The 25,033-nt window shown below is 69.8% G+C and carries 22 protein-coding genes and 2 tRNA genes; 20 read left to right on the forward strand and 4 right to left on the reverse strand.

Annotation, left to right across the window (positions count from 1 at the left end; genetic code table 11):
* The first annotated feature begins 66 nt into the window (after positions 1-66).
* The 5 genes from OG828_RS32580 to OG828_RS32600 all read left to right on the forward strand — a co-directional run bounded on the left by OG828_RS32580 (position 67) and on the right by OG828_RS32600 (position 8,782).
* Positions 67-1,545 (forward strand): FG-GAP-like repeat-containing protein, encoded by a 1,479-nt coding sequence (locus OG828_RS32580; protein WP_328503164.1) that lies wholly within the window; start codon positions 67-69, stop codon positions 1,543-1,545.
* Positions 1,546-1,840: 295 nt separating this feature from the next.
* A complete protein-coding gene (locus OG828_RS32585) occupies positions 1,841-3,391 on the forward strand; it encodes an alkaline phosphatase D family protein (RefSeq protein WP_328503165.1) in 1,551 nt (516 codons plus the stop codon).
* A gap of 256 nt (positions 3,392-3,647) precedes the next feature.
* Positions 3,648-5,144, forward strand: a complete 1,497-nt coding sequence (locus tag OG828_RS32590) for a bifunctional cytidylyltransferase/SDR family oxidoreductase (protein ID WP_328364541.1) — start codon at positions 3,648-3,650, stop codon at positions 5,142-5,144.
* Positions 5,145-5,266: 122 nt separating this feature from the next.
* On the forward strand, positions 5,267-7,303 hold the full coding sequence (locus OG828_RS32595) for a hypothetical protein (protein ID WP_328503166.1): 2,037 nt from the start codon (positions 5,267-5,269) through the stop codon (positions 7,301-7,303).
* 186 nt (positions 7,304-7,489) lie between these two features.
* Entirely contained in the window at positions 7,490-8,782 is a 1,293-nt protein-coding gene (locus OG828_RS32600) for a glycosyltransferase family 2 protein (protein ID WP_328503167.1), read from the forward strand.
* Here OG828_RS32600 and OG828_RS32605 read toward each other — a convergent pair.
* Positions 8,779-10,197 carry a polysaccharide pyruvyl transferase family protein gene (locus tag OG828_RS32605; protein ID WP_443062453.1) on the reverse strand — a complete coding sequence of 473 codons (1,419 nt, stop codon included), beginning with the start codon at positions 10,195-10,197 and terminating at the stop codon, positions 8,779-8,781. The genes OG828_RS32600 and OG828_RS32605 overlap by 4 nt on opposite strands.
* A 203-nt stretch (positions 10,198-10,400) precedes the next feature.
* Here OG828_RS32605 and proB point away from each other — a divergent pair, with 203 nt between their 5' ends.
* From proB to OG828_RS32630, 5 genes are all read left to right on the forward strand, one after another.
* Positions 10,401-11,507, forward strand: coding sequence for a glutamate 5-kinase (proB, locus tag OG828_RS32610; protein ID WP_328503168.1), 1,107 nt, complete (start codon positions 10,401-10,403; stop codon positions 11,505-11,507).
* 156 nt (positions 11,508-11,663) lie between these two features.
* On the forward strand, positions 11,664-12,116 hold the full coding sequence (locus OG828_RS32615) for a hypothetical protein (RefSeq protein ID WP_328372368.1): 453 nt from the start codon (positions 11,664-11,666) through the stop codon (positions 12,114-12,116).
* Between the two features lie 94 nt (positions 12,117-12,210).
* The gene (locus tag OG828_RS32620) at positions 12,211-13,497 is read left to right on the forward strand and encodes a glutamate-5-semialdehyde dehydrogenase (RefSeq protein WP_328503169.1); all 1,287 of its coding nucleotides are present in this window, start codon (positions 12,211-12,213) and stop codon (positions 13,495-13,497) included.
* 179 nt (positions 13,498-13,676) lie between these two features.
* Positions 13,677-14,252 carry an SCO2584 family spore wall biosynthesis protein gene (locus OG828_RS32625; RefSeq protein ID WP_443062454.1) on the forward strand — a complete coding sequence of 192 codons (576 nt, stop codon included), beginning with the start codon at positions 13,677-13,679 and terminating at the stop codon, positions 14,250-14,252.
* Positions 14,253-14,364: 112 nt separating this feature from the next.
* Entirely contained in the window at positions 14,365-15,438 is a 1,074-nt protein-coding gene (locus OG828_RS32630; protein WP_328503171.1) for an SCO2583 family membrane protein, read from the forward strand.
* Positions 15,439-15,456: 18 nt separating this feature from the next.
* Here the strand turns inward: OG828_RS32630 and OG828_RS32635 are convergent, their stop codons facing one another.
* Positions 15,457-16,590, reverse strand: a complete 1,134-nt coding sequence (locus OG828_RS32635) for a M48 family metallopeptidase (RefSeq protein ID WP_443062455.1) — start codon at positions 16,588-16,590, stop codon at positions 15,457-15,459.
* A 111-nt stretch (positions 16,591-16,701) separates the two neighbouring features.
* On the opposite strand from OG828_RS32635, the gene OG828_RS32640 reads away from it, so the two are divergent.
* From OG828_RS32640 to OG828_RS32685, 10 genes are all read left to right on the forward strand, one after another.
* Entirely contained in the window at positions 16,702-16,863 is a 162-nt protein-coding gene (locus OG828_RS32640; protein ID WP_301980979.1) for a hypothetical protein, read from the forward strand.
* A 130-nt stretch (positions 16,864-16,993) separates the two neighbouring features.
* A complete protein-coding gene (locus OG828_RS32645; RefSeq protein WP_328364555.1) occupies positions 16,994-17,158 on the forward strand; it encodes a hypothetical protein in 165 nt (54 codons plus the stop codon).
* A gap of 46 nt (positions 17,159-17,204) precedes the next feature.
* Complete coding sequence (nadD, locus tag OG828_RS32650; RefSeq protein ID WP_328364557.1) at positions 17,205-17,831, forward strand: nicotinate-nucleotide adenylyltransferase; 627 nt, start codon at positions 17,205-17,207, stop codon at positions 17,829-17,831.
* A 16-nt stretch (positions 17,832-17,847) separates the two neighbouring features.
* A complete protein-coding gene (locus tag OG828_RS32655) occupies positions 17,848-19,671 on the forward strand; it encodes an LCP family protein (RefSeq protein ID WP_328503172.1) in 1,824 nt (607 codons plus the stop codon).
* Positions 19,672-19,806: 135 nt separating this feature from the next.
* The gene (gene rsfS, locus OG828_RS32660; protein WP_210574534.1) at positions 19,807-20,250 is read left to right on the forward strand and encodes a ribosome silencing factor; all 444 of its coding nucleotides are present in this window, start codon (positions 19,807-19,809) and stop codon (positions 20,248-20,250) included.
* Positions 20,247-20,909 carry a histidine phosphatase family protein gene (locus OG828_RS32665; RefSeq protein ID WP_328503173.1) on the forward strand — a complete coding sequence of 221 codons (663 nt, stop codon included), beginning with the start codon at positions 20,247-20,249 and terminating at the stop codon, positions 20,907-20,909. The genes rsfS and OG828_RS32665 overlap by 4 nt, the downstream gene beginning before the upstream one ends.
* Positions 20,910-21,003: 94 nt before the next feature.
* Positions 21,004-21,076: transfer RNA gene (locus OG828_RS32670), tRNA-Ala, on the forward strand.
* Between the two features lie 244 nt (positions 21,077-21,320).
* Complete coding sequence (locus OG828_RS32675; RefSeq protein WP_210574530.1) at positions 21,321-21,494, forward strand: hypothetical protein; 174 nt, start codon at positions 21,321-21,323, stop codon at positions 21,492-21,494.
* A 3-nt stretch (positions 21,495-21,497) separates the two neighbouring features.
* On the forward strand, positions 21,498-21,731 hold the full coding sequence (locus OG828_RS32680) for a hypothetical protein (RefSeq protein ID WP_003976229.1): 234 nt from the start codon (positions 21,498-21,500) through the stop codon (positions 21,729-21,731).
* A gap of 91 nt (positions 21,732-21,822) precedes the next feature.
* Positions 21,823-21,895: transfer RNA gene (locus tag OG828_RS32685), tRNA-Ala, on the forward strand.
* 69 nt (positions 21,896-21,964) lie between these two features.
* On the opposite strand, the gene OG828_RS32690 is transcribed toward OG828_RS32685, so the two are convergent.
* Positions 21,965-23,578, reverse strand: a complete 1,614-nt coding sequence (locus tag OG828_RS32690) for an NADH-ubiquinone oxidoreductase-F iron-sulfur binding region domain-containing protein (protein WP_328364567.1) — start codon at positions 23,576-23,578, stop codon at positions 21,965-21,967.
* Positions 23,575-24,840 (reverse strand): cytochrome b/b6 domain-containing protein, encoded by a 1,266-nt coding sequence (locus OG828_RS32695; protein WP_443060299.1) that lies wholly within the window; start codon positions 24,838-24,840, stop codon positions 23,575-23,577. Before OG828_RS32695 ends, OG828_RS32690 begins: the two co-directional genes overlap by 4 nt.
* Between the last annotated feature and the right edge of the window lie 193 nt (positions 24,841-25,033).

Below are 25,033 nucleotides of genomic sequence, written 5' to 3' on the forward strand. Positions count from 1 at the left end.
GCAACCCCGTCGCTCGTGGGTGGGTCGTAGAAAGTGACAGCTCTACCTCCCGACTCCAGGAGCCATATGAGTAAGCGCACGTCACTCCGTCGTATCGGACTTGCCGCCGCCATCGCCGTCGCCGGTGCCGTCATCGCGCCGGTGACCGCGACGGCGGCCGAGGCGCGGCCCACCGCGGTGAAGCTGCGCAGCGACTTCGACGGGGACGGATATCAGGACCTCGCCGTCGCCGCGCCCAGCGCCAAGGTCGACGGGAAGGCGCGTGCCGGGTACGTCGCCGTGGTGTACGGCTCGGCCGAGGGACTCGACCTCGCGCACCGGCAGGTCGTCACCCAGAACAGCCCCGGTGTACCTGGTGTCGCCGAGGCCGACGACTCCTACGGCGACAGCCTCGCCACCGGCGACCTCGACGGCGACGGCTACGCGGACCTCGTGGTCGGCTCCTCCGGCGAGGATGTCGGGGAGATCCGCGACCCGGGCACGCTCGCGGTGCTGTGGGGCGGATCGGAGGGGCTGTCCGGCGGGACCGGGATCGCGAGCGGCGAACAGACCGACGACCTCGACGTCCGGACCGCCGTGGGCGACTTCGACGGCGACGGCCACCTCGACCTCGCCACGCCCGACCGCGTTCTGGCCGGGCCCTTCAGCCGTACGACCGGTGCGGCCGGCACCACCGCCCTCCAGCTCGACGCCTCCTACGTCACGGACGACATAGCGGCCGGCGACGTGGACCACGACGGCGTCACGGACCTCGTCGCGCTCCTCCACGACCCCAGCGACAGCGACACGCACGACCCGGACGCCTTCAACCGCCGCGCCGTCCACCTGCGCGGCACCCCGGACGGCCTGTCCGCCCCGGCCACCCTGAAGAACCCCGACGGGACCGTGATGCGCGGCGGCGAGAGCGTGGGCGTCGGCGATGTGGACAAGGACGGGTACGGCGATGTCGTCATCGGCCGGACCAAGGACGGGTGGGGCGAGGTCCCGGACGTCGACCCGCAGCTGATCGGCGGTCAGATCGGCGTCGTGTACGGCTCGGCCGCCGGGCCCGACACCTCCCGTACGACGACCATCACGCAGGACACCCCGGGCGTGCCCGGCGCCGCCGAGTACAGCGACCTGTTCGGCTCGGACATCGCGGTGGCCGACGTCGACGGTGACGGCTACGCGGATGTCGCCGCGGGCTCGGCGGGCGAGGATCTCGGCAACGTGATCGCGGCCGGCCAGGTGAACGTGTTGCGCGGCAGCGCGGCCGGGCTCACCGGGAGCGGCGCGAAGTCCTTCAGCCAGAACACCGCGAACGTGCCCGGTACGGCGGAGCAGAACGACTACTTCGGCGCCCACACCGCGCTGGTCGACACCGACCGCGACGGCAGGGCCGACCTGTACGCCGGTGTCGCGAGCGAGAACCAGGGCGACGGCGCGGTCTGGGCGTTCCGCTCCAACGCGACCGGCCCGACCACGACCGGCTCCCTCAGCTTCGGCGCGGGGACGCTGGGCGCTGAGCCGGCGGACGCGAACCTCGGCGGCGAGTTCGCGCGATAGCGCTTCGCGGGGGCCGTCCTTTGTCTGCGGGTGTGTGGGGGCTGGTCGCGCCCACGCGGCGGAGCCGCAAATCGATACAGCCCCGCGCCCCTTCGGGGCGCTGGTCCTACCGCCTGACGGGCCATCAGGGCGTTACGGCGCGATCGCATCGGTCGTTTCACCATCCATGCCGCAACGGGTCTCCTCTTGTCTTCCTATTTGTCATGCACGCGAACCCCTGTGTTCAACGGGTGGACTGCCCGGAATTGTGAGCCTTGCAGTGTCCAAGAGGCCAGCGAGGCAAGGGAGTTCGCGCATGACCCCAGCCGTATCCCCCGACCGACGCCGCTTTCTGACCGCGGGAGCCGCCGTCCTGGGCGCCGCCGCCTCCGCCCAGCTGTGGCTGCCTGCGGCCGCCCGAGCAGCCGAAAACCCGCTTCCCGACGGGGTGTTCAGCCTCGGTGTCGCCTCCGGTGACCCGCTGCCCGACGGCATCGTGCTGTGGACCCGGCTCGCCCCCGACCCGCTGAACGGCGGCGGCATGCCCGCGCGCACCGTGCCGGTGGAGTGGCAGATCGCCGAGGACGAGCGGTTCCGCAAGGGAGTGCGCCGGGGGCTCGCCCAGGCGCGGCCCGAGTACGGGCACAGCGTTCACGTCGATGTACGGGGACTGCGCCCGGGCCGTACGTACTGGTACCGCTTCCGCACCTCGGGCCAGCTCTCGCCGGTCGGCCGCACCCGCACCGCGCCCTCGCGCCTCAGCTCCGGCGGACAACTGCGCGTCGCGCTCGCCTCCTGCCAGAACTGGCAGCACGGCTACTTCACGCCGTACGCCGACATGCTCGCGCAGGACCCGGACGTCGTGGTGTTCGTCGGCGACTACATCTACGAGTCGACGCCGTCGGCGACCGCGCTGCGCAAGCACGAGGGGACCGGTGAGCCGTACAGCCTCACCCAGTACCGCAACCGGTACGCGCAGTACCGCACCGACCCCGATCTCGCGGCGATGCACGCCAACGCGCCCTTCGTGGTCTCCTTCGACGACCACGAGATCGACAACGACTTCGCCGGCGAGATCCCGCAGGACCCGGACAAGCAGACCCACGACGCGTTCGTGGCCCGGCTGACCGCGGGCTACCAGGCGTTCTACGAGCACATGCCGGTCCGGGCGAGCGCGATCCCCAGCGGACCGCACATCCAGATGTACCGCCGCCTGGAGTTCGGCCGTCTCGCCCGGCTCAATGTGCTGGACACCCGGCAGTACCGCAGCGACCAGGTGACCAGCCAGGAAGCCGCCAAGAGCCCGTCGCTCACCATGCTCGGCGCCGAGCAGAAGCAGTGGCTGCTGGACGGGCTGCACGGCTCGCCCGCCCGCTGGAACCTGGTCGCCTCGCAGATCATGGTCGCCGAGACGGATCTGCTGATCGGCGAGGGCAAGCAGTGGTTCTACGACGCCTGGGACGGCTACCAGGTCGAACGCAACGCACTGATGGCGGAGTTCGCCGAGGTCCGCAACCCGGTGGTGCTCACCGGTGACCGCCATCTGACGATGATCAGCGACCTGAAGAAGGACTACGCGGACCCGGGCTCCGACGTCGTCGGCGCCGAGTTCGTGGGCACGTCCATCTCCAGCAACGGCGACCAGGACCAGGCGGCCTTCCGCAAGGAGTGGGACCCGCGGATGCCGGACAACCCGCACTGGAAGCTGCTCGACGCCCACCGCGGCTACCACCTCTTCGACCTCCGCCGCGACGGGATCGACGCGCGGGTGCGGGTCGTGGACACGGTGCGACAGCCGACGGCGGCCGCGAGCACGCTGGCCAAGCTGTGGGTGGAGTCCGGCAAGCCGGGCGTGCACGTGGTGTAAACGTTTTGGGGGAGAGCCTGGGACTCATCTGAGTTCCAGGCTCTTCTTAATTCGTCACGCTCCGCGACGCCGATCACCTGTGGAGTTACTCACAGCAATTGCACGCCCGGTCATGGAACGTTCTCGCTCATGACCAGGCGTGCAAGGTGAATACCAGGTTGCGCGCACATATGCAGTGGAGGGCGCTCACCTTGCACTGCGGTGACCACAAGTGGGACCATTTCCAGGTCCCCAGTCGCCCCGAGGTAGGTCACCTGTGTCACAGCACATTGCCAAGCCCCGTACCACCGCAGTGATCCTGGCCGGTGGCACCGGCCAGCGTGTGGGTCTCTCGATCCCCAAGCAGCTGCTGAAGATCGCCGGCAAGGCAGTCATCGAGCACACCCTGACCACTTTCGAGAAGGCCGACTCGATCGACGACATCATTGTGCTGATGGCGCCGGGCTATGTGCCGGACGTAGAGAAGATCGTCGCCAAGGCCGGGTTCCAGAAGGTCTCAAGGATCATCGAAGGCGGCTCGACGCGGAACGAGACCACCGAGCGCGCCATCGAGGCGCTCAGCGAGGGCCTGGCCGAGGGCGAGGACCGCAACGTCCTGTTCCACGACGCCGTACGCCCCCTGCTGTCGCAGCGCGTGATCGACGACTGCGTGACCGCGCTGGAGCGTTACCAGGCCGTCGACGTCGCCATCCCGTCCGCCGACACCATCATCGTGACCCGCACGCACGGCGAGGACGGCGAGTTCATCACCGAGATCCCGGACCGCTCCCGGCTGCGCCGCGGCCAGACGCCCCAGGCGTTCAAGCTGTCCACGATCAAGCGGGCCTACGAGGTCGCGGCCGGCGACCCCAACTTCCAGGCCACGGACGACTGCACCGTCGTACTCCGCTATCTGCCGGACGTGCCGATCCACGTCGTCGCGGGCGACGAGTACAACATGAAGGTCACCCAGCCCGTCGACGTGTTCATCGCCGACAAGCTGTTCCAGCTGGCCTCCACCGCCACGCCCGAGCAGTTCGGCGAGGAGGCCTACCGTGAGCTGCTCGGCGGCAAGACGGTCGTCGTCTTCGGCGGCTCGTACGGCATCGGCAAGGACATCTGCGAACTCGCGCAGGCGTACGGCGCCCACGTCTACGCGCTGGGCCGCTCCACCACCGGCACGCACGTGGAGAACCCGGAGGAGGTCGACGACGCGCTGTCCAAGGCGTACGCCGAGACCGGGCGCATCGACTACGTCGTCAACACGGCGGGCGTGCTGCGCATCGGCAAGCTCGCCGAGACCGACAACGCCACCATCGAGGAAGCGCTGAAGGTCAACTACCTGGCCCCGGTGCAGATCGCGCGCTCCTCGTACAAGTACCTCGCGGAGACCAAGGGCCAGCTGCTGCTCTACACCTCCAGCAGCTACACCCGCGGCCGTGCCGAGTACAGCCTCTACTCCTCCACCAAGGCCGCCATGGTGAACCTCACCCAGGCCCTGTCCGACGAGTGGGCCGGCGACGGCATCCGCGTCAACTGCATCAACCCGGAGCGCACCGCCACCCCGATGCGCACCAAGGCCTTCGGCCAGGAGCCCGCGGGCAGCCTGCTGTCCTCCGAGGCCGTCGCCCGCACCTCGCTCGACGTGCTGCTGTCCGAGCTGACCGGCCATGTCATCGACGTCCGTCAGCAGGACCCGACGGCGGGTGCGGCGAAGGCCTCCGGCTTCGACGCGGCGCTGGCCTCGGTCCTCGACCGCCAGGACGGCGTGTAATAATTACCGCCAAATAGATCTTCAATTCAGGCCTTTGTGGATACCCATTTACGGGGTGTTCACAGAGGCCTGAAGCCGTACAGAACAAAACCGGCATTCCCCCTCCAGGAGCAGGTTTCTCCGTGATTTCCACCGCTATTCGCGTCGCCCGGGTGGGCAGCACGGCCGAGCTGGCCGCAGCGGCCCTCATGATGCTGGGCTACCCGGCGCTCATGCTGGCCGCGCTCGTCCCGAGCGTTCCCACCTTCGCGGCCGCGGCCGCCGTGACGTATCTGGCGGACCACTATCTGCACCACAAGGGCAGCTATCTGATCAACCGCCTGAGCAAGGTGCGCGCGGGTCTGTCGATCCGCTTCCTGATCCGGCAGCTCCTGCTGGTCCTGCTGCTGGCCCGCCTCTCCCTCGCGGACGACCTGATCTTCTACGGCGCGATAGCCGGCTTCATCGCCTTCTACGGCCTCCAGGCCCCGCACGGCGCGCTGGTCACCCTCATCCGCAACCGCCGCCGGATGCCGGTCGCCACCCGCAATGTCGACCTGGCCTCCCGCATCCGCATCCCGGACGCCCCGCCGCGCCCGCTGCTGCACCGCTCCGCGGAGAGGATGCTCCACCTCGACCTCGCGGCCGTCACCGGCGTGATCGTCTCCGCGGGCATGAAGTCGGCCGCGGCGGGCTTCATCGGCATCGGCGTGACGCTGTTCCTGGGCTGCCTGTACGTCCTAGCGCTGGTGCCGTACGTCCGCGGCTCGAAGATCCCGCCGAACGCGGAGAAGGTGCTGGCCGCCGTGGACGGCTGGCTGGGCGAGTACCGGCCTCAGACGGCGCTGTACTTCTCCGGGTCCAAGGACTCCGCGTACCAGGTCAACATGTGGCTGGAGACCATGGAGCAGCTGGACTCCAGGCCGCTGATCATCCTGCGTGAGCGCGCCGTCCTGGAACGGATGGCGCCCACCACGGTCCCCGTCATCTGCGTGCCCGGAGGGGTGCACCTGATGAACATGGACCTCTCCACGGTGCGCGTCACGCTGTACGCGGCGAACGTCGGCAAGAACATCCACATGCTGCGCGTCCCGACCATGAAGCACGTCTTCATCGGCCACGGCGACAGCGACAAGCTGGCCAGCGTCAACCCGTTCAGCAAGGTGTACGACGAGGTGTGGACCGCCGGGCGGGCGGGCCGCGACCGTTACGCCATCGCCGACGTCGGCGTCCGCGACGAGGACATCGTGGAGGTCGGCCGCCCGCAGCTGGCGCCGATCGAGACGTGGCAGGGCGTGCCGGAGGGCGGCCGTATCCCGACCGTTCTCTACGCTCCCACCTGGGAGGGCTGGGACGACAACCCCGGCAACACCTCCCTGCTGCTCGCCGGCGAGAACATCGTCCGCACCCTCATCACCGCCGACCCGCCGGTCCGCGTCCTGTACAAGCCGCACCCCTTCACCGGCACCCGCAGCGCCGCCGCCAAGACCGCCCATCAGCGCATCACCGCGTTGGTCGAGAAGGCCGCCGCCGAGGCCCGGGGCCCGGTCGACGAGGCCGCGCAGGACGCCGCCAAGGCCGAGCTGGCCCGTATCGAGGCCCGTATCGCGGAGCTGTCCGGCACCGGCGCCGAGAAGCGCGACGAGGCCGAGGCCACCCGGGACGGCGTGGTCGACGTGGCGCAGCACGAGGAGCTCGCCCGGCTGCGCGCCGAGTGGAACGACGCCTACTGGCGCTCCTTCCCCGCCCATGAGCACCGTGTCATCGAGGGCGCCGAACCGCGCCTGTACGACTGCTTCAACGTCTCCGACGCGATGGTCTCCGACATCTCCAGCGTGGTCTCGGACTTCATCGCCAGCGGCAAGCCGTACGCGGTCACCGACTCCGCCGAGCTGGGCGAGGAGGAGTTCAAGCGGCAGAACACCGCCGTGCGGGCCGCCGTCATTCTCAGCAACAGCGCCGCCGAGCTGGGCGGGCTGCTGGCCGCCGTCCGTGACCGGGCCGCCGATCCGCTGGCCGCGGACCGCAAGGAGCTGAAGCGGTATCTGCTCGGCCCGGACGAGCCGAAGTCCATCGAGCAGTTCAACACCGCCGTGGCGAACCTGGCGTTGAAGGCCCAGACCCGCAACCTCGGCCAGGAGGCACGGACCGCGGCGACGGAGGCGGAGCTGACGGGCTGACCGACCGCCACAAGCCCGACAGGGCCCCCGAGGAGCGAATTCCTCGGGGGCCTTTTCGTCATCTGGAATTCGTATGACGTAGGTCACTAATTCATGGCCTGGAAGCAACCGCTTCACCCACTCGCCCGTCTACAAGGTTGCAATAAAGAGATACGGGGGGAATGTCCCGTTAGCGAGGGGGAAAATGTGACCGTGGCGCAGCCTGATGTGACCGTGATCATCGGGGCGTACGAAGCGATGCCGTATCTGGTCGAGTGCCTGGCATCCGTCGAGGCACAGACCATCGACCCGGAGCGCATCGAGGTCATCGCGGTCGACGACGGCTCGACGGACGGCACGGGGGAGTACCTGGAGGAGTTCGCGGCCCGCGCGCCGATGCACGTGACGGTGATCCGGCAGGCGAACTCGGGCGGCCCCAGCGGCCCGCGCAATGTCGGCCTGGGCAAGGCGGCCGGGCGGTACGTCTTCTTCCTCGACGCCGACGACCGGCTGGGCGCCGAGGCCCTGGAGCGGATGGTCGCGATGGCCGACCGCAACGGCACGGACGTCGTCCTCGGCAAGGTCGAGGGCATCAACCGCAAGGCGCCCAGGTCGATGTGGGGCAAGACGCTGGAGCGCACCGACGTCTACTCCTCCAACATCAAGTTCACGCTCAGCGCCCAGAAGCTGTTCCGCCGCGCGCTGCTGGACCGGCACGGCATGCGGTTCGACGAGTCCCTGTGGACCGGCGAGGACGCGCTGTTCACGATGGAGGCGTATCTGCGGGCCGACGGCGTCTCGGTGGTCGCGGACCACGTCTGCTACTACCTGGTCGGCCGCGACGACGGCAAGCATGTGACGAAGAGCGGCGGTTACACCCTGCGCTTCGACTCCGCCCGCGCCCTGATGCGCCTGATCACCGACCTCGTCCCGGCCGGCCCGCGCCGCGACATGCTCATGGTCCGGCCCTTCACGGTCACGCTGCTGCCGCAGTTCGGCCCCCAGTACCTCAAGGACAGCGAGGAGGTACGGCGCCACAAGATGGAGCTGGCCAAGCCGCTGATGGAGGCCTACTGGACCGAAGAGGTGGCCCGCCGCCTCAAGGTAGAGGAGCGGCTGCGGCTGCACCTGGTGGCCGGGCAGCGGTCCGAACTCCTCGTAGAGGTCCTGGAGTTCCTCCGCACGAAGAAGCAGGCCGCCCCCCTGCTGGAGAAGAAGGGCCGCCGCGTCTACCTCGCCTACCCCCTCTTCCGCGACCGCACGGCCGCCATACCCGACTCCGTCTACCTCGCCGAGCCCCGCGAGGCCCGCGCCGCCCCCGGCTACCGCGAGGGCGGCGCAGACGGGTTCGCGCGCAAGGTGATCCGCCGGGTACGCAGGGCGCTGCCCGCAGCGCCCCGAAGGGGCGCGGGGAACTGCGCGACCAGCCACGACGGACCCGCGGACGCGCAACGGACTGCCTGCGGAGCTCAGAGCACCGCCCTCCAGCGAAGCGCTTAGCGACCCGACTGCAGCGCCCGGCGGATCGGTCGTCCCACGACCCGCCGGGCCTTGCGATAGACCGAGGTCGAGGGCGCAGGCGCGGCCGGCGTGGCCGCGCGCTTCAGTTCCCGCTTCAACTTCGCGTTGTCCACCGCCAGTTCGGCGATACGGCTGTGCAGCCACCCGAACCGGGACGTGAGCGAGGCGATGTCCGCGTCGTTCCAGGGGCGGATGCCCGCCGGGAAGGCCAGGGAGCGCATGCGTGCGTCGAAGGCCGCACCGCCGTCACCATGCGTGAACGTGTTCCGCAGCCCGTTGCGGTCCAGAAACCCCGTGAACCGCTCGAAGCGCTCCTGGTGGCCGCCCGTCAGCTCGGCGAAGTCGGCCTCCTCGTAAAGCCGCGCGGGGTCGGTCGCTCCGGGGTCCTCGGGCAGCTGGTCGATCCTGCGGTGCGGGATGCCGAAGTAGCGGCACAGCTCCAGCGTGCGCGAGTCACCGCACAGCACGGTCGCGGGCGTACCGGCCAGCAGCGCCGCGATGTTGCCGTGGATACGGGAGCCGAAAGAGAAGTCGAACGGGCGCAGATCGTCGATCCACGTGATCGGATCGACGTAGACGCGGGCCTTGTCCTCCCGGTACATCGGATGGTCCGGGTGCGTCGGCATCGCGGTGATCCGGCCGTTGGGGTCGGACAGGTCCCGCCAGTGCAACTGCCGTGCGTCGCTGAGGTTCTGGCCGATGAACCGGAGGTGCGGGTAGCGCTCGTGGGCGTGGCGGATGATCCGGTCCAGGCCCTGCGACCGTACGGCGCTGTGTGAGCCGTTGACGGCGATCCGGGAAGCGGCGGACAGCTCCGGCTGCCGCTTGGACACGGCGAGTTCCTTGCCGTAGAGGAACAGCGACGGGCAGCCGATCACCTCGACGTCCCTGAACCCCATGTCCTTGAGGTACGTCTCCGTGAACTCGCCCCGCACACCGATCGAGGCGCTGCGGTCCAGCACCGCCGAGACGAACTCACGCACGGTCGGCTCGATGGGCTTCAGCCGTGCCGGGTCGTAGGTCAGCCCGGTCTGCGCGCCGACGCCCAGCACGACGACCGGGATCCGCAGCCGGCCGATGAGCCGCGTCAGCCGCTTCAGCTGCTGCTCGAACGACGGCCGGAAGGCGTTGGCCAGCGGCACGACGAAGGCGTCGTACTCCTCGTTGATCCGGGCTGCCGCGGAGACGTCCGTACGGATGCCGTTGGAGACGACCTCGGTATCCGGAGTCTCGAGGATCTTGTGCGCGGCGTCGCTGAAGATCAGGTTGCCGGAGTTGGTGGCGAACACGTCCCGGTGAAGGGCTTCCTCGATGGGGACGACGTCGTACGGGCTCTTCCCGGAACGGAGCAGAATGCGCTGCACACGGGCGCCCTGGCGATCTTTAGGTGGCACGGCGTTCACGTTAAATTTGCATGGCGTTTGATTACTAGAAGCAACCGGTACAACCTTTTTACCGTGCGCGACCTGTGAGGACACGGTTACCGGACGCACGTCCAGGGACTGATATCGATGCGCGGTTCCTGGCCCCCTTCGCGTAGATTGCGGACAGCCGAGTGCGAGGGGACGGAAGCGAAGTGGCAGGGGCAAGGCAGGCCGTGAGCGAGGCCCGCAGGATCGTCGTCAAGGTGGGATCCTCGTCGCTGACCACCGCGTCCGGCGGCCTGGACGCCGACCGCGTCGACGCACTCGTGGACGTCCTCGCCAAGAGTCGCAGCGGGGGAGAGAAGGAGATCGTCCTCGTCTCCTCCGGCGCCATCGCGGCCGGACTCGCCCCGCTGGGGCTGCGCCGCCGCCCCAAGGACCTGGCCCGGCAGCAGGCCGCCGCCAGCGTCGGCCAGGGCCTGCTCGTCGCCCGCTACACCGCCTCCTTCGCCCGCTACGGCGTCCGCGTCGGCCAGGTGCTGCTGACCAGCGACGACATGAGCCGCCGCGCCCATCACCGCAACGCGCAGCGCACCCTCGACAAGCTCCTCGCGATGGGCGCCCTCCCGGTCGTCAACGAGAACGACACCGTCGCCACGGACGAGATCCGCTTCGGCGACAACGACCGCCTCGCCGCCCTCGTCGCCCACCTCGTACGGGCCGACCTGCTGGTGCTGCTCTCCGACATCGACGGCGTGTACGACGGCGACCCGAGCAAGCCGGGCACCGCGCGGATAGCGGAGGTGCGTGACCCGTCGGACCTCGCCCACGTGGAGATCGGCAGCGCGGGCAAGGCCGGAGTCGGCACCGGCGGCATGGTCACCAAGGTCGAGGCCGCCCGTATCGCCGCCGCGGCCGGCATCTCCGTCGTGCTGACCAGCGCCATCCATGCCACCGAGGCGCTGTCCGGCGGTGACACCGGCACCTACTTCCACCCCACCGGCAAGCGGTCCGCCGACCGGCTGCTGTGGCTGCAGCACGCGTCCACCCCGCAGGGCTCGCTGACCCTGGACGACGGGGCGGTACGGGCGGTCGTCGAGCGCCGCACGTCGCTGCTGCCGGCCGGGATCGCCGCCGTCGAGGGTGAGTTCAGCGCGGGCGACCCCGTCGAACTGCGCGACACCGAGGGGCGTGCGGTGGCCCGCGGGCTCGTCAGCTTCGACGCCAAGGAGATCCCCCAGCTGCTCGGCCGCTCGACCCGGGAACTCGCCCGTGAACTGGGCCCGGCGTACGAACGTGAAGTCGTCCACCGGGACGACCTCGTGATCCTGCACCCGTAGAACGTGATCCTGCGCCCGTAAAAGGTGACCGTTGCGCAAAACAGCCCCGCGGCGGCTTGCGGCCTGCTCAACTTTGTCTTAGGGACCGATCCCTCAGGGGCCGATCCCTTGGGGACCATTCCGCACGACCATCGTAAGGAGGCCGTCGTGAGACGAGTGCGCCCTGGGGCGGCCGCGTCCCGCGACGGTGTTCCCTCCCGCGCGGGCGGCGAGGAGCGCACCCTGACCAGCGTCGCGGCCGGCGACCGGTACGAGGAGCCGAAGGACGCGCCCCGTCTGTGGCACGTCACCTTGAGCGTCTCCGGCGCCGAGACCCCGCTGAAGGAGGTACGGCGCTGCCTCGAGCAGCTCGCCCACGACCACCCCTTTCTGCTGACCAGCCGCTATGCGGTCGACCACGCCGAGATCCGCTACTGGGAAGAGGCCCGCGACCTGCACGACGCCGCCGCCGTCGCCCTGCGCCTGTGGGGCGAACACCGCCAGTCCGCGGGACTGCCGCCCTGGGAGATCGTCGGCCTGGAGGTCATCGACCGCGAGACCTACCACCAGCGGATCGCGGAGGGCTACGGACCGCCGCCTGCGTCGCCGGTCGGCGTCCACCCGTATTGAGCGGTCGAGCGGTCGTTTTGCCGAGTCCGGGCAGCTTGTCTCGGGGTTTGGGATGGCGGCCGGACCGACCCGTTCCGCGCACTACGCTTCCCTTATGACCACGCTTTCGCCGTACGACTCGATGTCCCCGGTCACCCGGGCCGCCTACCGCGCCAAGGCCGCCGCAGCCGACCTCGCGCCGCTGCCGCGGGCCGAGAAGGACGACGCGCTGCTCGCCATCGCGGACGCGCTGGAGGTCCGTACGAGCGACGTCGTCGAGGCCAACGCCAAGGACATCGCCAAGGCCCGCGAGGCCGGCACCAGCGAGGCCATCGTCGACCGGCTGACGCTGACGCCGGAGCGGATCCGGGCGATCGCCTCCGACGTGCGGGACGTCGTGGCCCTGCCCGACCCGGTCGGCGAGGTCGTCCGCGGCTCGACCCTCCCGAACGGCATCGACCTGCGCCAGGTCCGCGTCCCGCTGGGCGTCGTCGGGATCATCTACGAGGCCCGCCCGAACGTCACCGTGGACGCCGCCGCCCTCTGCCTGAAGTCCGGGAACGCCGTGCTGCTGCGGGGCTCCGCCTCCGCCTACGAATCGAACACCGCGCTGGTGCGGGTGCTGCGCGACGCCGTGGGCGGCGCCGGGCTGCCCGCCGACGCCGTCCAGCTCGTGCCCGGCGAGAGCCGCGAGAGCGTACGCGAGCTGATGCGGGCGCGCGGCCTGGTCGACGTACTGATCCCGCGCGGCGGCGCCTCGCTGATCCAGACCGTCGTCCAGGAGTCCGTCGTCCCGGTCATCGAGACCGGCACCGGCAACTGCCACGTCTACGTCGACGCCCACGCCGACCTCGACATGGCCATCGACATCCTGATCAACTCCAAGGCACAGCGCGTCAGCGTCTGCAACGCCGCCGAGACGCTCCTGGTCCACCAGGACATCGCGCCTCAGTTCCTGCCGCGCGCCCTGGACGCCCTCGCGGAGGCCGGGGTCACCGTGCACGCCGACGAGCGGGTACTGGCGTACGCGAAGGACTCCAAGGCGACGGTCGTCGAGGCCACGCCGGAGGACTGGGAGACCGAGTACCTGTCGTACGACATCGCCGCGGCGGTCGTCGACTCGCTCGACAAGGCCGTCGAGCACATCCGGCTGTGGACCTCCGGCCACACCGAGGCGATCGTCACGACCTCGCAGCAGGCCGCCCGCCGCTTCACCCAGCTGGTCGACTCCACCACGGTCGCGGTGAACGCCTCCACCCGCTTCACCGACGGCGGCCAGTTCGGCTTCGGCGCGGAGATCGGCATCTCCACCCAGAAGCTCCACGCCCGCGGCCCGATGGGCCTGCCAGAACTGACCAGCACGAAGTACATCGTCACGGGAGATGGCCACGTACGCCGCTGATACAGCCCCGGTAGTGGCAGCGCCCCAAAGGGGCGCGGGGAACTGCGCGACCAGCCACGACGGGCCCGCAGACGACCGACCACCCGTCACGGCACCACCCGCGGAGCGAGTCGTCTCACAGGGCGGATGAATTTCCATACCGTCTGCCCAAATTGATCCCTCCGGTCTACTCTGGATCCGTGCCGGAGGACGTGGGGGGCACGCCGTTCCCTGACGGCTGGGAGCCCGACGACGACCACGACCGCGGGGTGTCGGACGAAGAGTTCGCCTCCGTGGTCTTCGACGAGGCCTTCGTACGGTCGGCCGTGGTGCACGAGCCGACCGCCGTCGAACGCCTCCTGGCCGCTGCCCAGGCCAGAGCCGAGGCCTCCGAGGCCGAGGCCCGCCGGGCCCACCGCAGAGGCGAACGGTACGAGGACGGCTACGGCCCCGACGATCGCGGCGGTTTCGGCCATGATCCGGACTTCGACGACCTGGACGACCCCGACACCCTCAACGGCCGCTACGGCGCTCCGGGGACCTACGGCAAGCAGGTCCGCTGGCACCGCCCCGTCGCCTGGATGCTCGCCATCCTGATGGGCATCGGCATGGTCGCGCTGGCTTTCACGGCGGTCTACCGGGGCGCGTCCTCGGGCAACCGGGACAGGGTCCCGCCACCCGCCTCCACCGGCCTCGAACAGGGCAGTGCGGCGGCACCCTCCGCTTCCGCCAGCTACTCCCAGCCATCGGTCCCCGCGACCCCGCGCACGCCCTGACATCCGCCCCCGACAGGCCCTGATCACCCTGGGACCATCCTGGTGAGAACCTGTCAGAACTTGTCGTATACCAGGGCGTTTACCTGGCCTCCCGGAGACCTACTCTGAAGATATGGGAGGGCCTTCAGACCCACACGAGGGGACACCCGAGGGCGGCCCCGGAGGTGGCGAGGACGAATACCGATCCGTCGTCTTCGACGAATCGTTCGTCCGGGCTGCCCGTCTTCAGGAGTTCTCCGCACAGGAGCGCATCGCCGACCACGCGCCCGCCGTACGGCGCCGTCCGCCGGTGCGCCGGGGCGGCCTGTCCCGGCAGGCGCTGATCCTGGTCATGCTGATCGCGGTGGCCTTCGGCACCGCGATCTACATGGGTGTACGGCACCCCTACCAGACCCCGCAGAGCCGGCAGCCCGTCGAGCCCCTGCGGATGACCGTCATCCCGCTCGCCCCGCAGGGCAAGGTGCCCGGCTCCGCGGACCCCGAGGAGCTGTTCGCGCACAGCCCCGCCGCGCAGTTCCGCGTCGGCGCCGAGGGGATACCACTGCCCGCCACCCGGCGCACCGAGCACTTCTCGGACAGCCAGGTCGTGAGCGCCCTGAACACCGCCAAGGACTACCTCGTCCGCTCTTCCCTCTACCCGGAGGTGCTCACCGGCGGACAGGTCCGGCCCGTGCGTGTCCTGGTCGCCCCGGACCAACTCGACCAGTTCGACCAGAGTTTCCGGCAGCCGACCGCCGACGGCCGGCATGCGCCGACGGGATGGCTGGTTCGCTTCGACCCGAACAGGACCGAGCTGGCCGACGCCAAGATCCGCGTCCAGGGCAGCCTGCACGCGGCCGAGGCCGACGCGTCCACGCTCGAGGTCACCTCGGACCACACCTTCGTGTACGCGCTACGGCCCACCGGCGCCGGCGAGAAGGCCGAGGCGTCCCTGTTCACCGTCCGCCGTGAGCTGCACTTCCGCTTCGACCGCGACGACCTGCGCCTCCAGCAGGCCCAGCTGGCCGTCTCCTACGTCCAGGCCGGGCCGGTCTCCTGCGCCGGCGACTCCACCAACCATCTGCGCCCGCTGCTGGCCGGCCAGACCGCCAAGGGCGGCGGACCGGCCGGTACGGACCCCTACGCCACGGGCAGCGCGACGGCGCTGTGCGGGACGCTGGCGCAGAGCGCGCAGCCGAAGGTGTGAACCGGCCCCTCGGTCGGGTCAGCGGTTGTCGCCGTCCGGACCCGTGCTGTCGTCGCGGGGCGGCTGGTCCTTCGGCGTGGACTCGGCCGAGCCGCCCGCCGGTCCTGCGAAGCCGCTGAAGCCGCGGCGCACCCGGCCGCCCAGGTCCCCCGCCCCGCCGGCGAGATCGCTGACCAGCTTCATCAGCGGGTCCTTGGAGGTCTTGACGTGCGTGGCGTAGTGCGACGCCGAGTCCCGGAACGAGTCCGAGACCGAGGTGTCCTTGTCCTCGCTGCGCCGCGGGTAGTGGCCGTCCATGATCCGCTGGTAGTCGCGGGACTCGGACCACTTCTTCAGCTCGGCCGCCCGGATGGTGGTGAAGGGGTGGGAGCGTGGCAGCACGTTCAGGATCTTGAGCACGGAGTCGCGCAGGTCGCCGCCTGCCTCGTACTCCTCGGCCTGCTTCAGGAACGCGTCCACGTTCATCTCGTGCAGGTGGTTGCCGCCGGCCAGCTTCATCAGGCCGCGCATCGAGGCCGTGAGGTCCTGGCCGACGAGGAGGCCCGCGCGGTCCGCGGACAGCTCCGACTTGCGGAACCACTCGCGCAGCGCGGTCACGATCGCCATGATCGCCAGGTTGCCCAGCGGGATCCAGGCGACCCTGAGCGCGAGGTTGGTCAGGAACAGCAGGATGGTCCGGTACACGGCGTGGCCGGACAGGGCGTGGCCCACCTCGTGCCCGATGACCGCCCGCATCTCCTCCTCGTCGAGCAGCTCGACGAGGCCGGTGGTGACGACGATGATCGGCTCGTCCAGGCCGATGCACATCGCGTTCGGCTGCGGGTCCTGGTTGACGTACATCGGCGGGACCTTCTCCAGGTCCAGGATGTAACAGGCGTCCCGCAGCATGTCGTTGAGGTGGGCGAACTGCTGGTCCGAGACGCGTACCGAGTCGGACAGGAACAGCAGCCTGAGGCTGCGCTCGGGCAGCAGACCGCTGAGCGCCTTGAAGACCGTGTCGAAGCCGCTCAGCTTGCGCAGCGCCACCAGGGCGGAGCGGTCGGCCGGATGCTCGTACGCACGCGAGGAGATTCCAGGGAAGCGCCTGCGCTGCCTGCTCGGCACGTTCTCGTGCCCGTTGTGCTCGTGGCCGTCGGACATGTCTTCCCCCATGTGCGTGTGTGTGGCCCTTTGCGGACCCTTGTGCGGCCCTTTGCGCCCCCGAAGCAGAGCCCAGCCTAGGCGGATATACCGTGGACGGGCAGTACAGCGAAGGAGTCCGTCATGGAGCACAACCCGGCGTCCGCCTGGCTCGCCGGAGCCGCGAACGCCGCCGAACAGCAAGGGGCGGGGAATCTGCTCCGGGTCGTACTGATCGTGATGGTGCTGGGCTGTGTCCTGACCGCGTGGTTCCTGCTGCGGGGGTACAAACAAAAGGACGACTGAAACGGCCGGGAAGTTCCTCCGTCCCGGCCGCCGCGTACCGACGGCGGAGTCGGCGTGAGGGCGGCCGGGCCGCCCGCTTACCATGGGCCGACATCTTTATCCCGCCCACACCGGATAGGTACTGCCGAAGATGAGCTTCCACAGCACCGCAGCCCAGTTGGCCACCCTCGCCGCCGAGGGCGAGGAACATGGCGGCAGCCACGAGAGCCTCAACGCCTATCTGACCGGCGGCGGCGCGCTCTTCGTCCTGCTGCTTCTGCTGTGGATCACCACCCGCTTCAACCGCGACCGCTGAAGCCTCCGGCCGGAGTCCTCAGGACGGGCCGGTAGGGTCTGCACGCATGGGAGAGCAGGACATGCCTACCGGCCCGACGAACGCGGGCAAGCGCCGCCTCGGCGTCATGGGCGGGACGTTTGACCCGATCCACCACGGTCACCTCGTGGCGGCCAGCGAGGTCGCCGCGCAGTTCCACCTGGACGAAGTGGTGTTCGTCCCCACCGGCCAGCCCTGGCAGAAGAGCCACCGCAAGGTCTCCCCGGCCGAGGACCGCTATCTGATGACGGTCATCGCGACCGCCGAGAACCCGCAGTTCTCGGTGAGCCGTATCGACATCGACCGCGGCGGGGCGACGTACACCGTCGACACCCTGCGTGACCTGCGCGCGCTCAACCCCGACACGGACCTGTTCTTCATCACGGGCGCCGACGCCCTCGCCCAGCTCCTCACCTGGCGGGACACCGCGGAGCTGTTCTCCCTCGCGCACTTCATCGGGGTCACCCGACCCGGCCATCATCTGACGGACGCCGGTCTCCCCGAGGGCGGTGTCTCGCTTGTGGAGGTTCCCGCACTGGCCATCTCGTCCACCGATTGCCGTGCGAGAGTCGCCAAGGGAGACCCCATCTGGTACATGGTGCCGGACGGAGTCGTGCGCTACATCGACAAGCGCGAGCTGTACCGCGGCGAGTGAGCCGAGAGGGGCACCGGTGAACGACCGATACGACGCGGGGTACCCCGGCGACCACGGCGACCAGTACGAAATCGTCGGCTACGACGAGTACGGCCGGCCGATGTACCGGCAGGTCCCGGCCCAGCAGCTCCCGCAGCAGCAGTCGTACGACCCGTACGCACAGCAACAGCACGGCGGCCAGCAGGGCTACGGCTACGACCCGTACAGCACGGGCCAGCAGCCGCCGGCGCCCTCCTACGACTCGTACGACACGGGCGTGCAGCAACCGGTTCCTCCCTATGACACCGGTTCACAGCAACCGGTTTCGTCGTACGACCCCTACGACACCGGTCAGCAGGCGCCCACCGCCTCTTCCTTCGACGCCTTCGGCAACCGGGGCGGAGGGGGCACCGGAACCGCCACGCCGTACGACCCCTACGGCCAGGCCGCGACCAGCGGTCGGCAGCCGCGCGTCGAGCAGCGCACCGCCGAGCAGACCGCCTACATCCCGCAGCAGGCCGGTCCGGCCGAGCACGAGGCCGCCGCCTCCGCGCAGCCCGAACGGGACTACCACGAACGGGACTACCACACCGAGCAGTTCGCCTTCGTCGAGGAGCCCGACGGCGATCCCGAGGACGTCATCGACTGGCTGGCGTTCACGGAGAACCGCACCGAGCGCCGCGAGGAGGCCCGGCGCCGCGCCCGTAGCCGGGTCGTCGCCCTGGTCGTCGTACTCGCCCTCGTCGCGGTCGGCGGGGTCGGCTACCTCTGGTACGCGGGCAAGCTGCCCGGCCTGTCCTCCTCCGACGACTCGAAGACGGGCGAGGCGACGGCCGTGGGCGCCCAGAAACGGGACGTGATCGTCGTCCATCTGCACGACACCAAGCAGGGCGGCACCGCCACGGCGCTGCTCGTCGACAACGCGACCACCAAGCAGGGCACCACGGTGCTGTTGCCCAACTCCCTCGCCATGACCGGCGACGACGGCACCACGACCACCCTCGCCAAGGCCGTCGAGGACGACGGCTCCTCCGGAACGCGCGAGGCCCTCGACACCGTCCTCGGCACCCAGATCCAGGGCACCTGGCGGCTGGACACCCCGTATCTGCAGAACCTGGTGGACCTGGTCGGCAACATCGACGTCACCACCAACACCGACGTGCCCGACCCCGACGCCAAGAAGAAGGGCGCCGCCCCCCTGGTGAGCAAGGGCGAGGACCAGACCCTCAGCGGCAAGATGGCCGTCGCCTACGCCACCTACCGCGCCTCCGGCGAGGCCCAGAACGCCCAGCTGGAGCGGTTCGGGCAGGTCATGCAGGCCGTGCTGCGCAAGCTGTCCTCCGACGCGACGGCGGCCACCACCACCGTGCAGACGCTGGCGCAGATCCTCGACCCGTCGCTGACCGACAAGGACCTCGGCACCTTCCTCGCCAAGCTCGCCGACCTCGCCAAGGGCGGCGACTACAAGACGGCGCTGCTGCCCGTCCAGACCGACGGCACGCTCAGCGCGCAGGCGAGCGACAGCGTGGTCAAGGATGTCCTCGGCGGCACCGCGAAGAGCCCCGACAAGGACGCGGCCGTCCGTGTCTCCGTCCAGAACGCCAGCGGCGACAAGGACAACACCGAGAAGGCCCGCGTGGTGCTCCTCAACGGCGGCTTCACCTTCCTGGAGGGCGGTACGGCGTCCGGCGCCCAGGCGGCGTCCAAGGTCACCTACACCGATGCCGCCGACAAGGAGAACGCCACCGAGGTCGCCAAGACCCTGGGCCTGCCCACCAGCGCCGTCACCAAGGGCAAGGGGTCCTCGAACGCGGACGTGTCGGTGGTGCTGGGCCAGGACTACGAGCCGTCCTCGTCGTGAGCCCCGCAGCGAGCGAACAGGAGTGATCAGGAGCGCTCAGGAGACGATCGGGAGTGATCCGTTTAATCGCGTGGGGTGCCGTCGGCGGGTCGTGAGACCCTTGATGTCAAGTGACCGCCGACCGAAAGCCACGTAGTGACCGCGACTGACCGCTCCACCGAGCTCATCAACACCGCCGCGCAGGCGGCCGCAGACAAGCTCGCCCACGACATCATCGCCTACGACGTCAGCGATGTGCTGTCGATCACGGACGCCTTCCTGCTGGCCTCCGCGCCCAACGACCGCCAGGTCAAGTCGATCGTCGACGAGATCGAGGAGCGCCTGCAGAAGGAGCTCGGCGCCAAACCGGTGCGCCGGGAGGGCGACCGCGAGGCCCGCTGGGTGCTGCTCGACTACGTCGACATCGTCGTCCACGTCCAGCACAGCGAGGAGCGGGTCTTCTACGCCCTGGAGCGGCTCTGGAAGGACTGCCCCGAGCTCGAGCTGCCCGCCGACGCCAAGGCCACCCGGGGCAAGGCCGCCGAGCACGCCAAGCTGCAGGCCGAGGAGGACGCCGCCGAGTTCGGAGGGCTGCGGTGAGCGCCCCCGTCGGCTCGAGGCCGGGCCGGGGCCGCCGCGTCATCCTGTGGCGGCACGGCCAGACCGCGTGGAACGTGGAGCGCCGTTTCCAGGGCACCACCGACGTCGACCTGACCGAGGCCGGCCTCGCCCAGGCCCGCCGCGCCGCCCGGCTGCTGGCCTCCCTGCAGCCCGCCGCGATCGTCGCCTCGGACCTGAAGCGGGCCGCCCTCACGGCCGCCGAGCTCTCCGTGCTCACCGGCCTGGAGGTGACCCACGAGGAGGGGCTGCGCGAGACCTACGCGGGCGTCTGGCAGGGGCTGACGCACGAGGAGATCATCGCCCGGCACGGCGAGGAGTACGCCGCGTGGAAGCGCGGTGAGCCGGTGCGCCGCGGTGGCGGCGAACTGGAGACGGAGGTCGCCGACCGCGCCGCCCCCGTCGTGCTCCGGCACGCCGAGAAACTGCCCGACGACGGCACGCTCGTGGTGGTCAGCCACGGCGGCACGATCCGCACGACCATAGGCCGTCTCCTCGGCCTGGAGGCCCACCACTGGGAGAGCCTCGGCGGTCTGTCCAACTGCTGCTGGTCCGTCCTCGGCGAGGGCGCCCGCGGCTGGCGGCTGCTGGAGCACAACGCCGGGACGCTGCCGGAGCCGGTGCTCGGCGACGACGACTGAGCCCTCCTCCAGGGCTCGTGACCCGGATTTCACTTTCCGGCAGGTCGCAGGCTAAAGTTCTTCTTGTTCGCCCCGCCCAGCTGGGGCAACACCAGGGGCTATAGCTCAGTTGGTAGAGCGCCTGCATGGCATGCAGGAGGTCAGGAGTTCAATTCTCCTTAGCTCCACAGGACGAAGATCCCGTCCCCCTCGGGGACGGGATCTTTTTGTTCGCACCGGTTTGAGTGAGTTGGGCCCCGGAGGCGTATACCTCTACGGAGACGCCGCCGGCGTGCAGGTTCGCGCTGGCCGGGGCGGTCGCGGCGAGTGCCGTGTCCGGACTGGTACTGAGGCGTCGCTGACCGTATCGGTCCGGCCGTGGCAGAATCAAACGGCCGGAAGGGGGCGCGGCCCGACGGGAGGGAGCCAGTGATGCCTGCGAGCATCCGTGAGGCGGTCGGTGACCACCTCGACGCAGCGATGACACGGGACACGGTGACCCGGCTCAGCTGCCCTTCCTGCGGTTCCCTCCATGTCGCTCAGGTCCTCGGCGACAACGGCGGAATTTCCTACGTGTGCACGGCCTGCGGCCACAGCTGGAGCTGATCGATGGGTGCACACAGGCGAAAGTGCGACTGGTGCGGCAGCGGGACGCCGATCGTCCGAGACATGGAGCCGGTCAACCCCGACTACCAGTACTGGTGCGAGGAATGCGCGCGGGCGCTGATCATAAAAGGCGACCCCATCGAGACGTACCGTGAGCTGGAGGGCGAGCCGATCTACGGTCGGCTCCTGGAGGAGCACTGCACTCTCAAGCGGTTCTACTCGTTCGTCACGGCTTGACTGTGAGCCGACGGAAACGATTTGGTGTTGCCCCCGGTGGACCGTGTAATGTTGGCGTCGCCGCCGGGGGAAACCGGCACCAGGGCAACGCGGGGCTATAGCTCAGTTGGTAGAGCGCCTGCATGGCATGCAGGAGGTCAGGAGTTCAATTCTCCTTAGCTCCACAGAAAATGAGGGCGGGCCATCCGATCGGATGGCCCGCCCTCGTCGTATCTCCCGTGGTATCCCCGTGCTCAGCGGCCCAGCGCGCGGCGTCCGCGGCCCTGGGACAGGACCGGGAGGTTGCGGGCCGGCGCCTTGTCGCGCTGGGTCTCTTCCTCGATGCGCAGGGCCAGGGCCGGGCAACGGCGCACCGCACGCACCGCCTTGGCCTCCGCGTAGCGCGGCACCTGTGCCTGCGCGACGGTCGGGAAGCCGTCCGCGCCCAGTTCGAAGACCTCCGGGAGGATGTCCGCGCACAGGCCGTGGCCGCGGCAGAGCGTCCAGTCGACGTAGATCTTCTGGCGGCTGGGGCCGTTCTCCTCGGATTCGCCGCCGCCCGGGAGGCCCGTCGGGGTCCTGCCGCCCTCGAAGAGCGGCAGAACGCCCTCCACGGGCCTTCCGCAGCCGTTTCCGAGGACGTGCGCCGCGAGGTCGTCGGTGAAGGCCTTGACGGTCGACTCGAGGAACATCGCGGAGCCGTCGGGGTGGGAGCACGCGCCGCGCCGCTTCACGTTCTTGGCGACCTGCTTGAGGGCCTCCAGGGCGGCCGGACCGCCGCCGTTGAGGATGTCCTCCATGCCGCGCGCCGCGGCCGGCAGACCGAGGTAGCAGGGACCGCACTGTCCCGCGCTCTCCTCGGCCAGCCACTGGGCCACGCGCAGCGACTCGCCCAGCGGGCAGGTCTCCTGGCTGATCGGCAGAATCGCGCCGGCGCCGAGCGAACCGCCCACCGCGTCCAGCGAGTTGCGCGAGACGATCGCCTCGTTGACCGTCGCGGCGTCGATCCACTTGCCGTGGTAGCCGCCGGTCAGCACGCCCTGCGGGACCGGCGGGGCGCCGGCGAGCTGCAGGACGTAACGCAGCGGCACTCCGGTGGGGACCTCGATCACCATGGGGCGGGCTACCGCGCCGGAGACCGTGAGCATGACCGTGCCGGGTTCGTCGTACAGGCCGGTGTTGCCGTAGCGCTCCGGGCCGATGCGGGCGGCGATGGCGAGTTGGGCGAACGTCTCGGCGTTGGACAGCAGGGTGGGTGCGCCGCCGACGCCGTTCTGGGAGGCGCTGACCTTGCGGCCGGGCGGGATCGCCGGGCCGCCGTCGATGGACCGGATCAGCGACGCTGCCGCTCCGGTGACCATCCGTACGGGATTGCGCTGCACGCGCGCGCGGAGCGCCGACCTGCGGCCGTTGCTCAGGCCGCGTTCGGCGAGCGCGGCTTCCATGGAGCGCTGGGTGGACTCCCGGGTGACCCCCACCACGAGCGTGCGGGCACCCAGGGCCTCGGCGCACAACAAGGCGCCGTCCAGGATCAGATGAGGGGCACGGTTGATGAGCACCGTGTCCTTGCGGCAGGCCGGTTCGTCCTCGCTTCCGTTGACGACGACGACCGGGCGCACACCGCGCTTGATCGCCGCCTCGGCGACGGAGCGCAGCTTCTTGTGGAAGGGGAAGCCCGCGCCGCCGCGGCCCTTGAGGCTGATGTTCTCCGCGAGCTTGGCCAGTTGCTCGCCGCCCATGGGTTCAAGCGGCCCGTGCACCTTCAGGTGCATGGGCAGATCAAGTCTTTCGACAAGGTCGAAGCCAGACGTGAGCTGCGGAAGGCCGACCACGCGGACTTCGGGTACGTCGGGCAGGGCCTCGTTCACCTATAGCCTCCGGAAGGCGTGTTCCAAGGTTCGCCCGGGCCCGGTGAGTCGAAGTCGTACGAATCGCCGGGCGTTGGTTCATTGGCGGGACCGCTGTTGTACGTGTCATCGGGGGAGTACGTGCCATAGAGGGTGTTCGTCTCACCGGTGTCGTACACATCACTCTGGCCGTACCCGCCGGTGTCCGGATTGGTATAGGCCGGGATGTTGTATCCCGTGTCGGTGAGTGGGTCGTACGCCGACGGGGGAGCCTCGCCGACGGGCGGCGGCATCGGGATCGGCCAGCTGCCCGAGGTGCTGCCGCCGCCGTCGACGCGCGGGATCGCCTCCGTGGCCTGCATGTCCAGCGGCAGATCCATGCGGGCGGTCTGGTCGGCCGCGTACGACTGCTGGGGCTGAGGGCGCGGGGGCGTGACGGCGCGGTAGGCGGCCGCGAAGCCGTTCGCGGGCTCCGGGGCGGGCTGCTCGTACAGCGGCGCCGTCGGGGGGGCCATGCCGGGTGTCATCCGCGGCTGGGGGCCCGTCGCGTCGGCCCGCTCGTAGCCGGGCAGGGTGGCGCCGCCCGCGACCCGGGCGCGGCTCTCCTCCAGGTTCTCGCGGCCCGGCTTCTCCTCGGTGCCGATGAGCGCGACGGCCTTGTCCATGATCTGGCGCTTGACCGGGCGCGGCGCCGCGCGCAGAGCGAGGGCCGCCATGACGCCGAGCACGCAGAGCGCGTACATGACGGTGAAGATCGGGCTCTTCACCGCGCGTCCCGCGTACAGGCCGTGCACCAGCGCGGCGCACCAGGCCGGATAGGCCAGCATGTGCATCGCCCGCCAGCGGGCGGCGACCGGGCCCGCGCCCGCGAACTGGTTGCGCAGCGCGCCGGTGATCCCCACGAAGATCATGAGCTGACCGGCCAGCGTGCCGAGCCCGATGAGGACGCCGCCGCCCTGGATTTCGTCGCCGCCGGAGAACACCAGCGCGAAGGGGATGAACACGGCGATCCAGCCGACGTGGTCCAGCGCCAGCTTGACTCCGATGTGCAGCAGCAGGAACGCGATCGAGCCCACGGCGGTCACCCGGTGGATGCCCTGCGCGATGATCCGCTGCCTGGTGTTGAGGATCATCCGGTCCTGGGCGACGAGGCCCCAGATCACGGAGCAGGTGAGCAGGACGAGCGTCAAGACACCCGCCCCGAAGTTGAGGAAGTCCTGGAGCCAGAAGCCTCCGTACACCACGACGAGGGGTATGGCCAGCAGAAAGACAGCCGATGCCACCCCGTAGGCCGACCGGCCTGTCTGGGGCATCGAGCTGTTGGTACGACGAGGGTTCATGGGGGCAACTCCGAGCGGTTCGGGAAAGCGGTCCCGCTGCCGCACTCTAAGTCCACTTCAAACTGACCGGTACGCCGTTTGAGTTATTGCGTTGTTATCTACGGGCCATGCGGGGCCTGTGTTGTCCATTAGCGAC

It is taken from the genome of Streptomyces sp. NBC_00457, from assembly GCF_036014015.1.
In the GTDB taxonomy this organism is placed as follows: domain Bacteria; phylum Actinomycetota; class Actinomycetes; order Streptomycetales; family Streptomycetaceae; genus Streptomyces.

Bases quoted from the DNA above. Each gene is read 5' to 3' on its own strand.
- OG828_RS32640 (WP_301980979.1), top strand. From the start codon at position 16,702: ATGGAGCACAACCCGGCGTCCGCCTGGCTCGCCGGAGCCGCGAACGCC.
- OG828_RS32680 (WP_003976229.1), top strand. From the start codon at position 21,498: ATGGGTGCACACAGGCGAAAGTGCGACTGGTGCGGCAGCGGGACGCCG.
- OG828_RS32630 (WP_328503171.1), top strand. From the start codon at position 14,365: ATGGGAGGGCCTTCAGACCCACACGAGGGGACACCCGAGGGCGGCCCC.
- OG828_RS32620 (WP_328503169.1), top strand. From the start codon at position 12,211: ATGACCACGCTTTCGCCGTACGACTCGATGTCCCCGGTCACCCGGGCC.
- nadD (WP_328364557.1), top strand. From the start codon at position 17,205: ATGGGAGAGCAGGACATGCCTACCGGCCCGACGAACGCGGGCAAGCGC.
- OG828_RS32645 (WP_328364555.1), top strand. From the start codon at position 16,994: ATGAGCTTCCACAGCACCGCAGCCCAGTTGGCCACCCTCGCCGCCGAG.
- OG828_RS32585 (WP_328503165.1), top strand. From the start codon at position 1,841: ATGACCCCAGCCGTATCCCCCGACCGACGCCGCTTTCTGACCGCGGGA.
- OG828_RS32580 (WP_328503164.1), top strand. From the start codon at position 67: ATGAGTAAGCGCACGTCACTCCGTCGTATCGGACTTGCCGCCGCCATC.
- OG828_RS32635 (WP_443062455.1), bottom strand. From the start codon at position 16,590: ATGGGGGAAGACATGTCCGACGGCCACGAGCACAACGGGCACGAGAAC.
- OG828_RS32675 (WP_210574530.1), top strand. From the start codon at position 21,321: ATGCCTGCGAGCATCCGTGAGGCGGTCGGTGACCACCTCGACGCAGCG.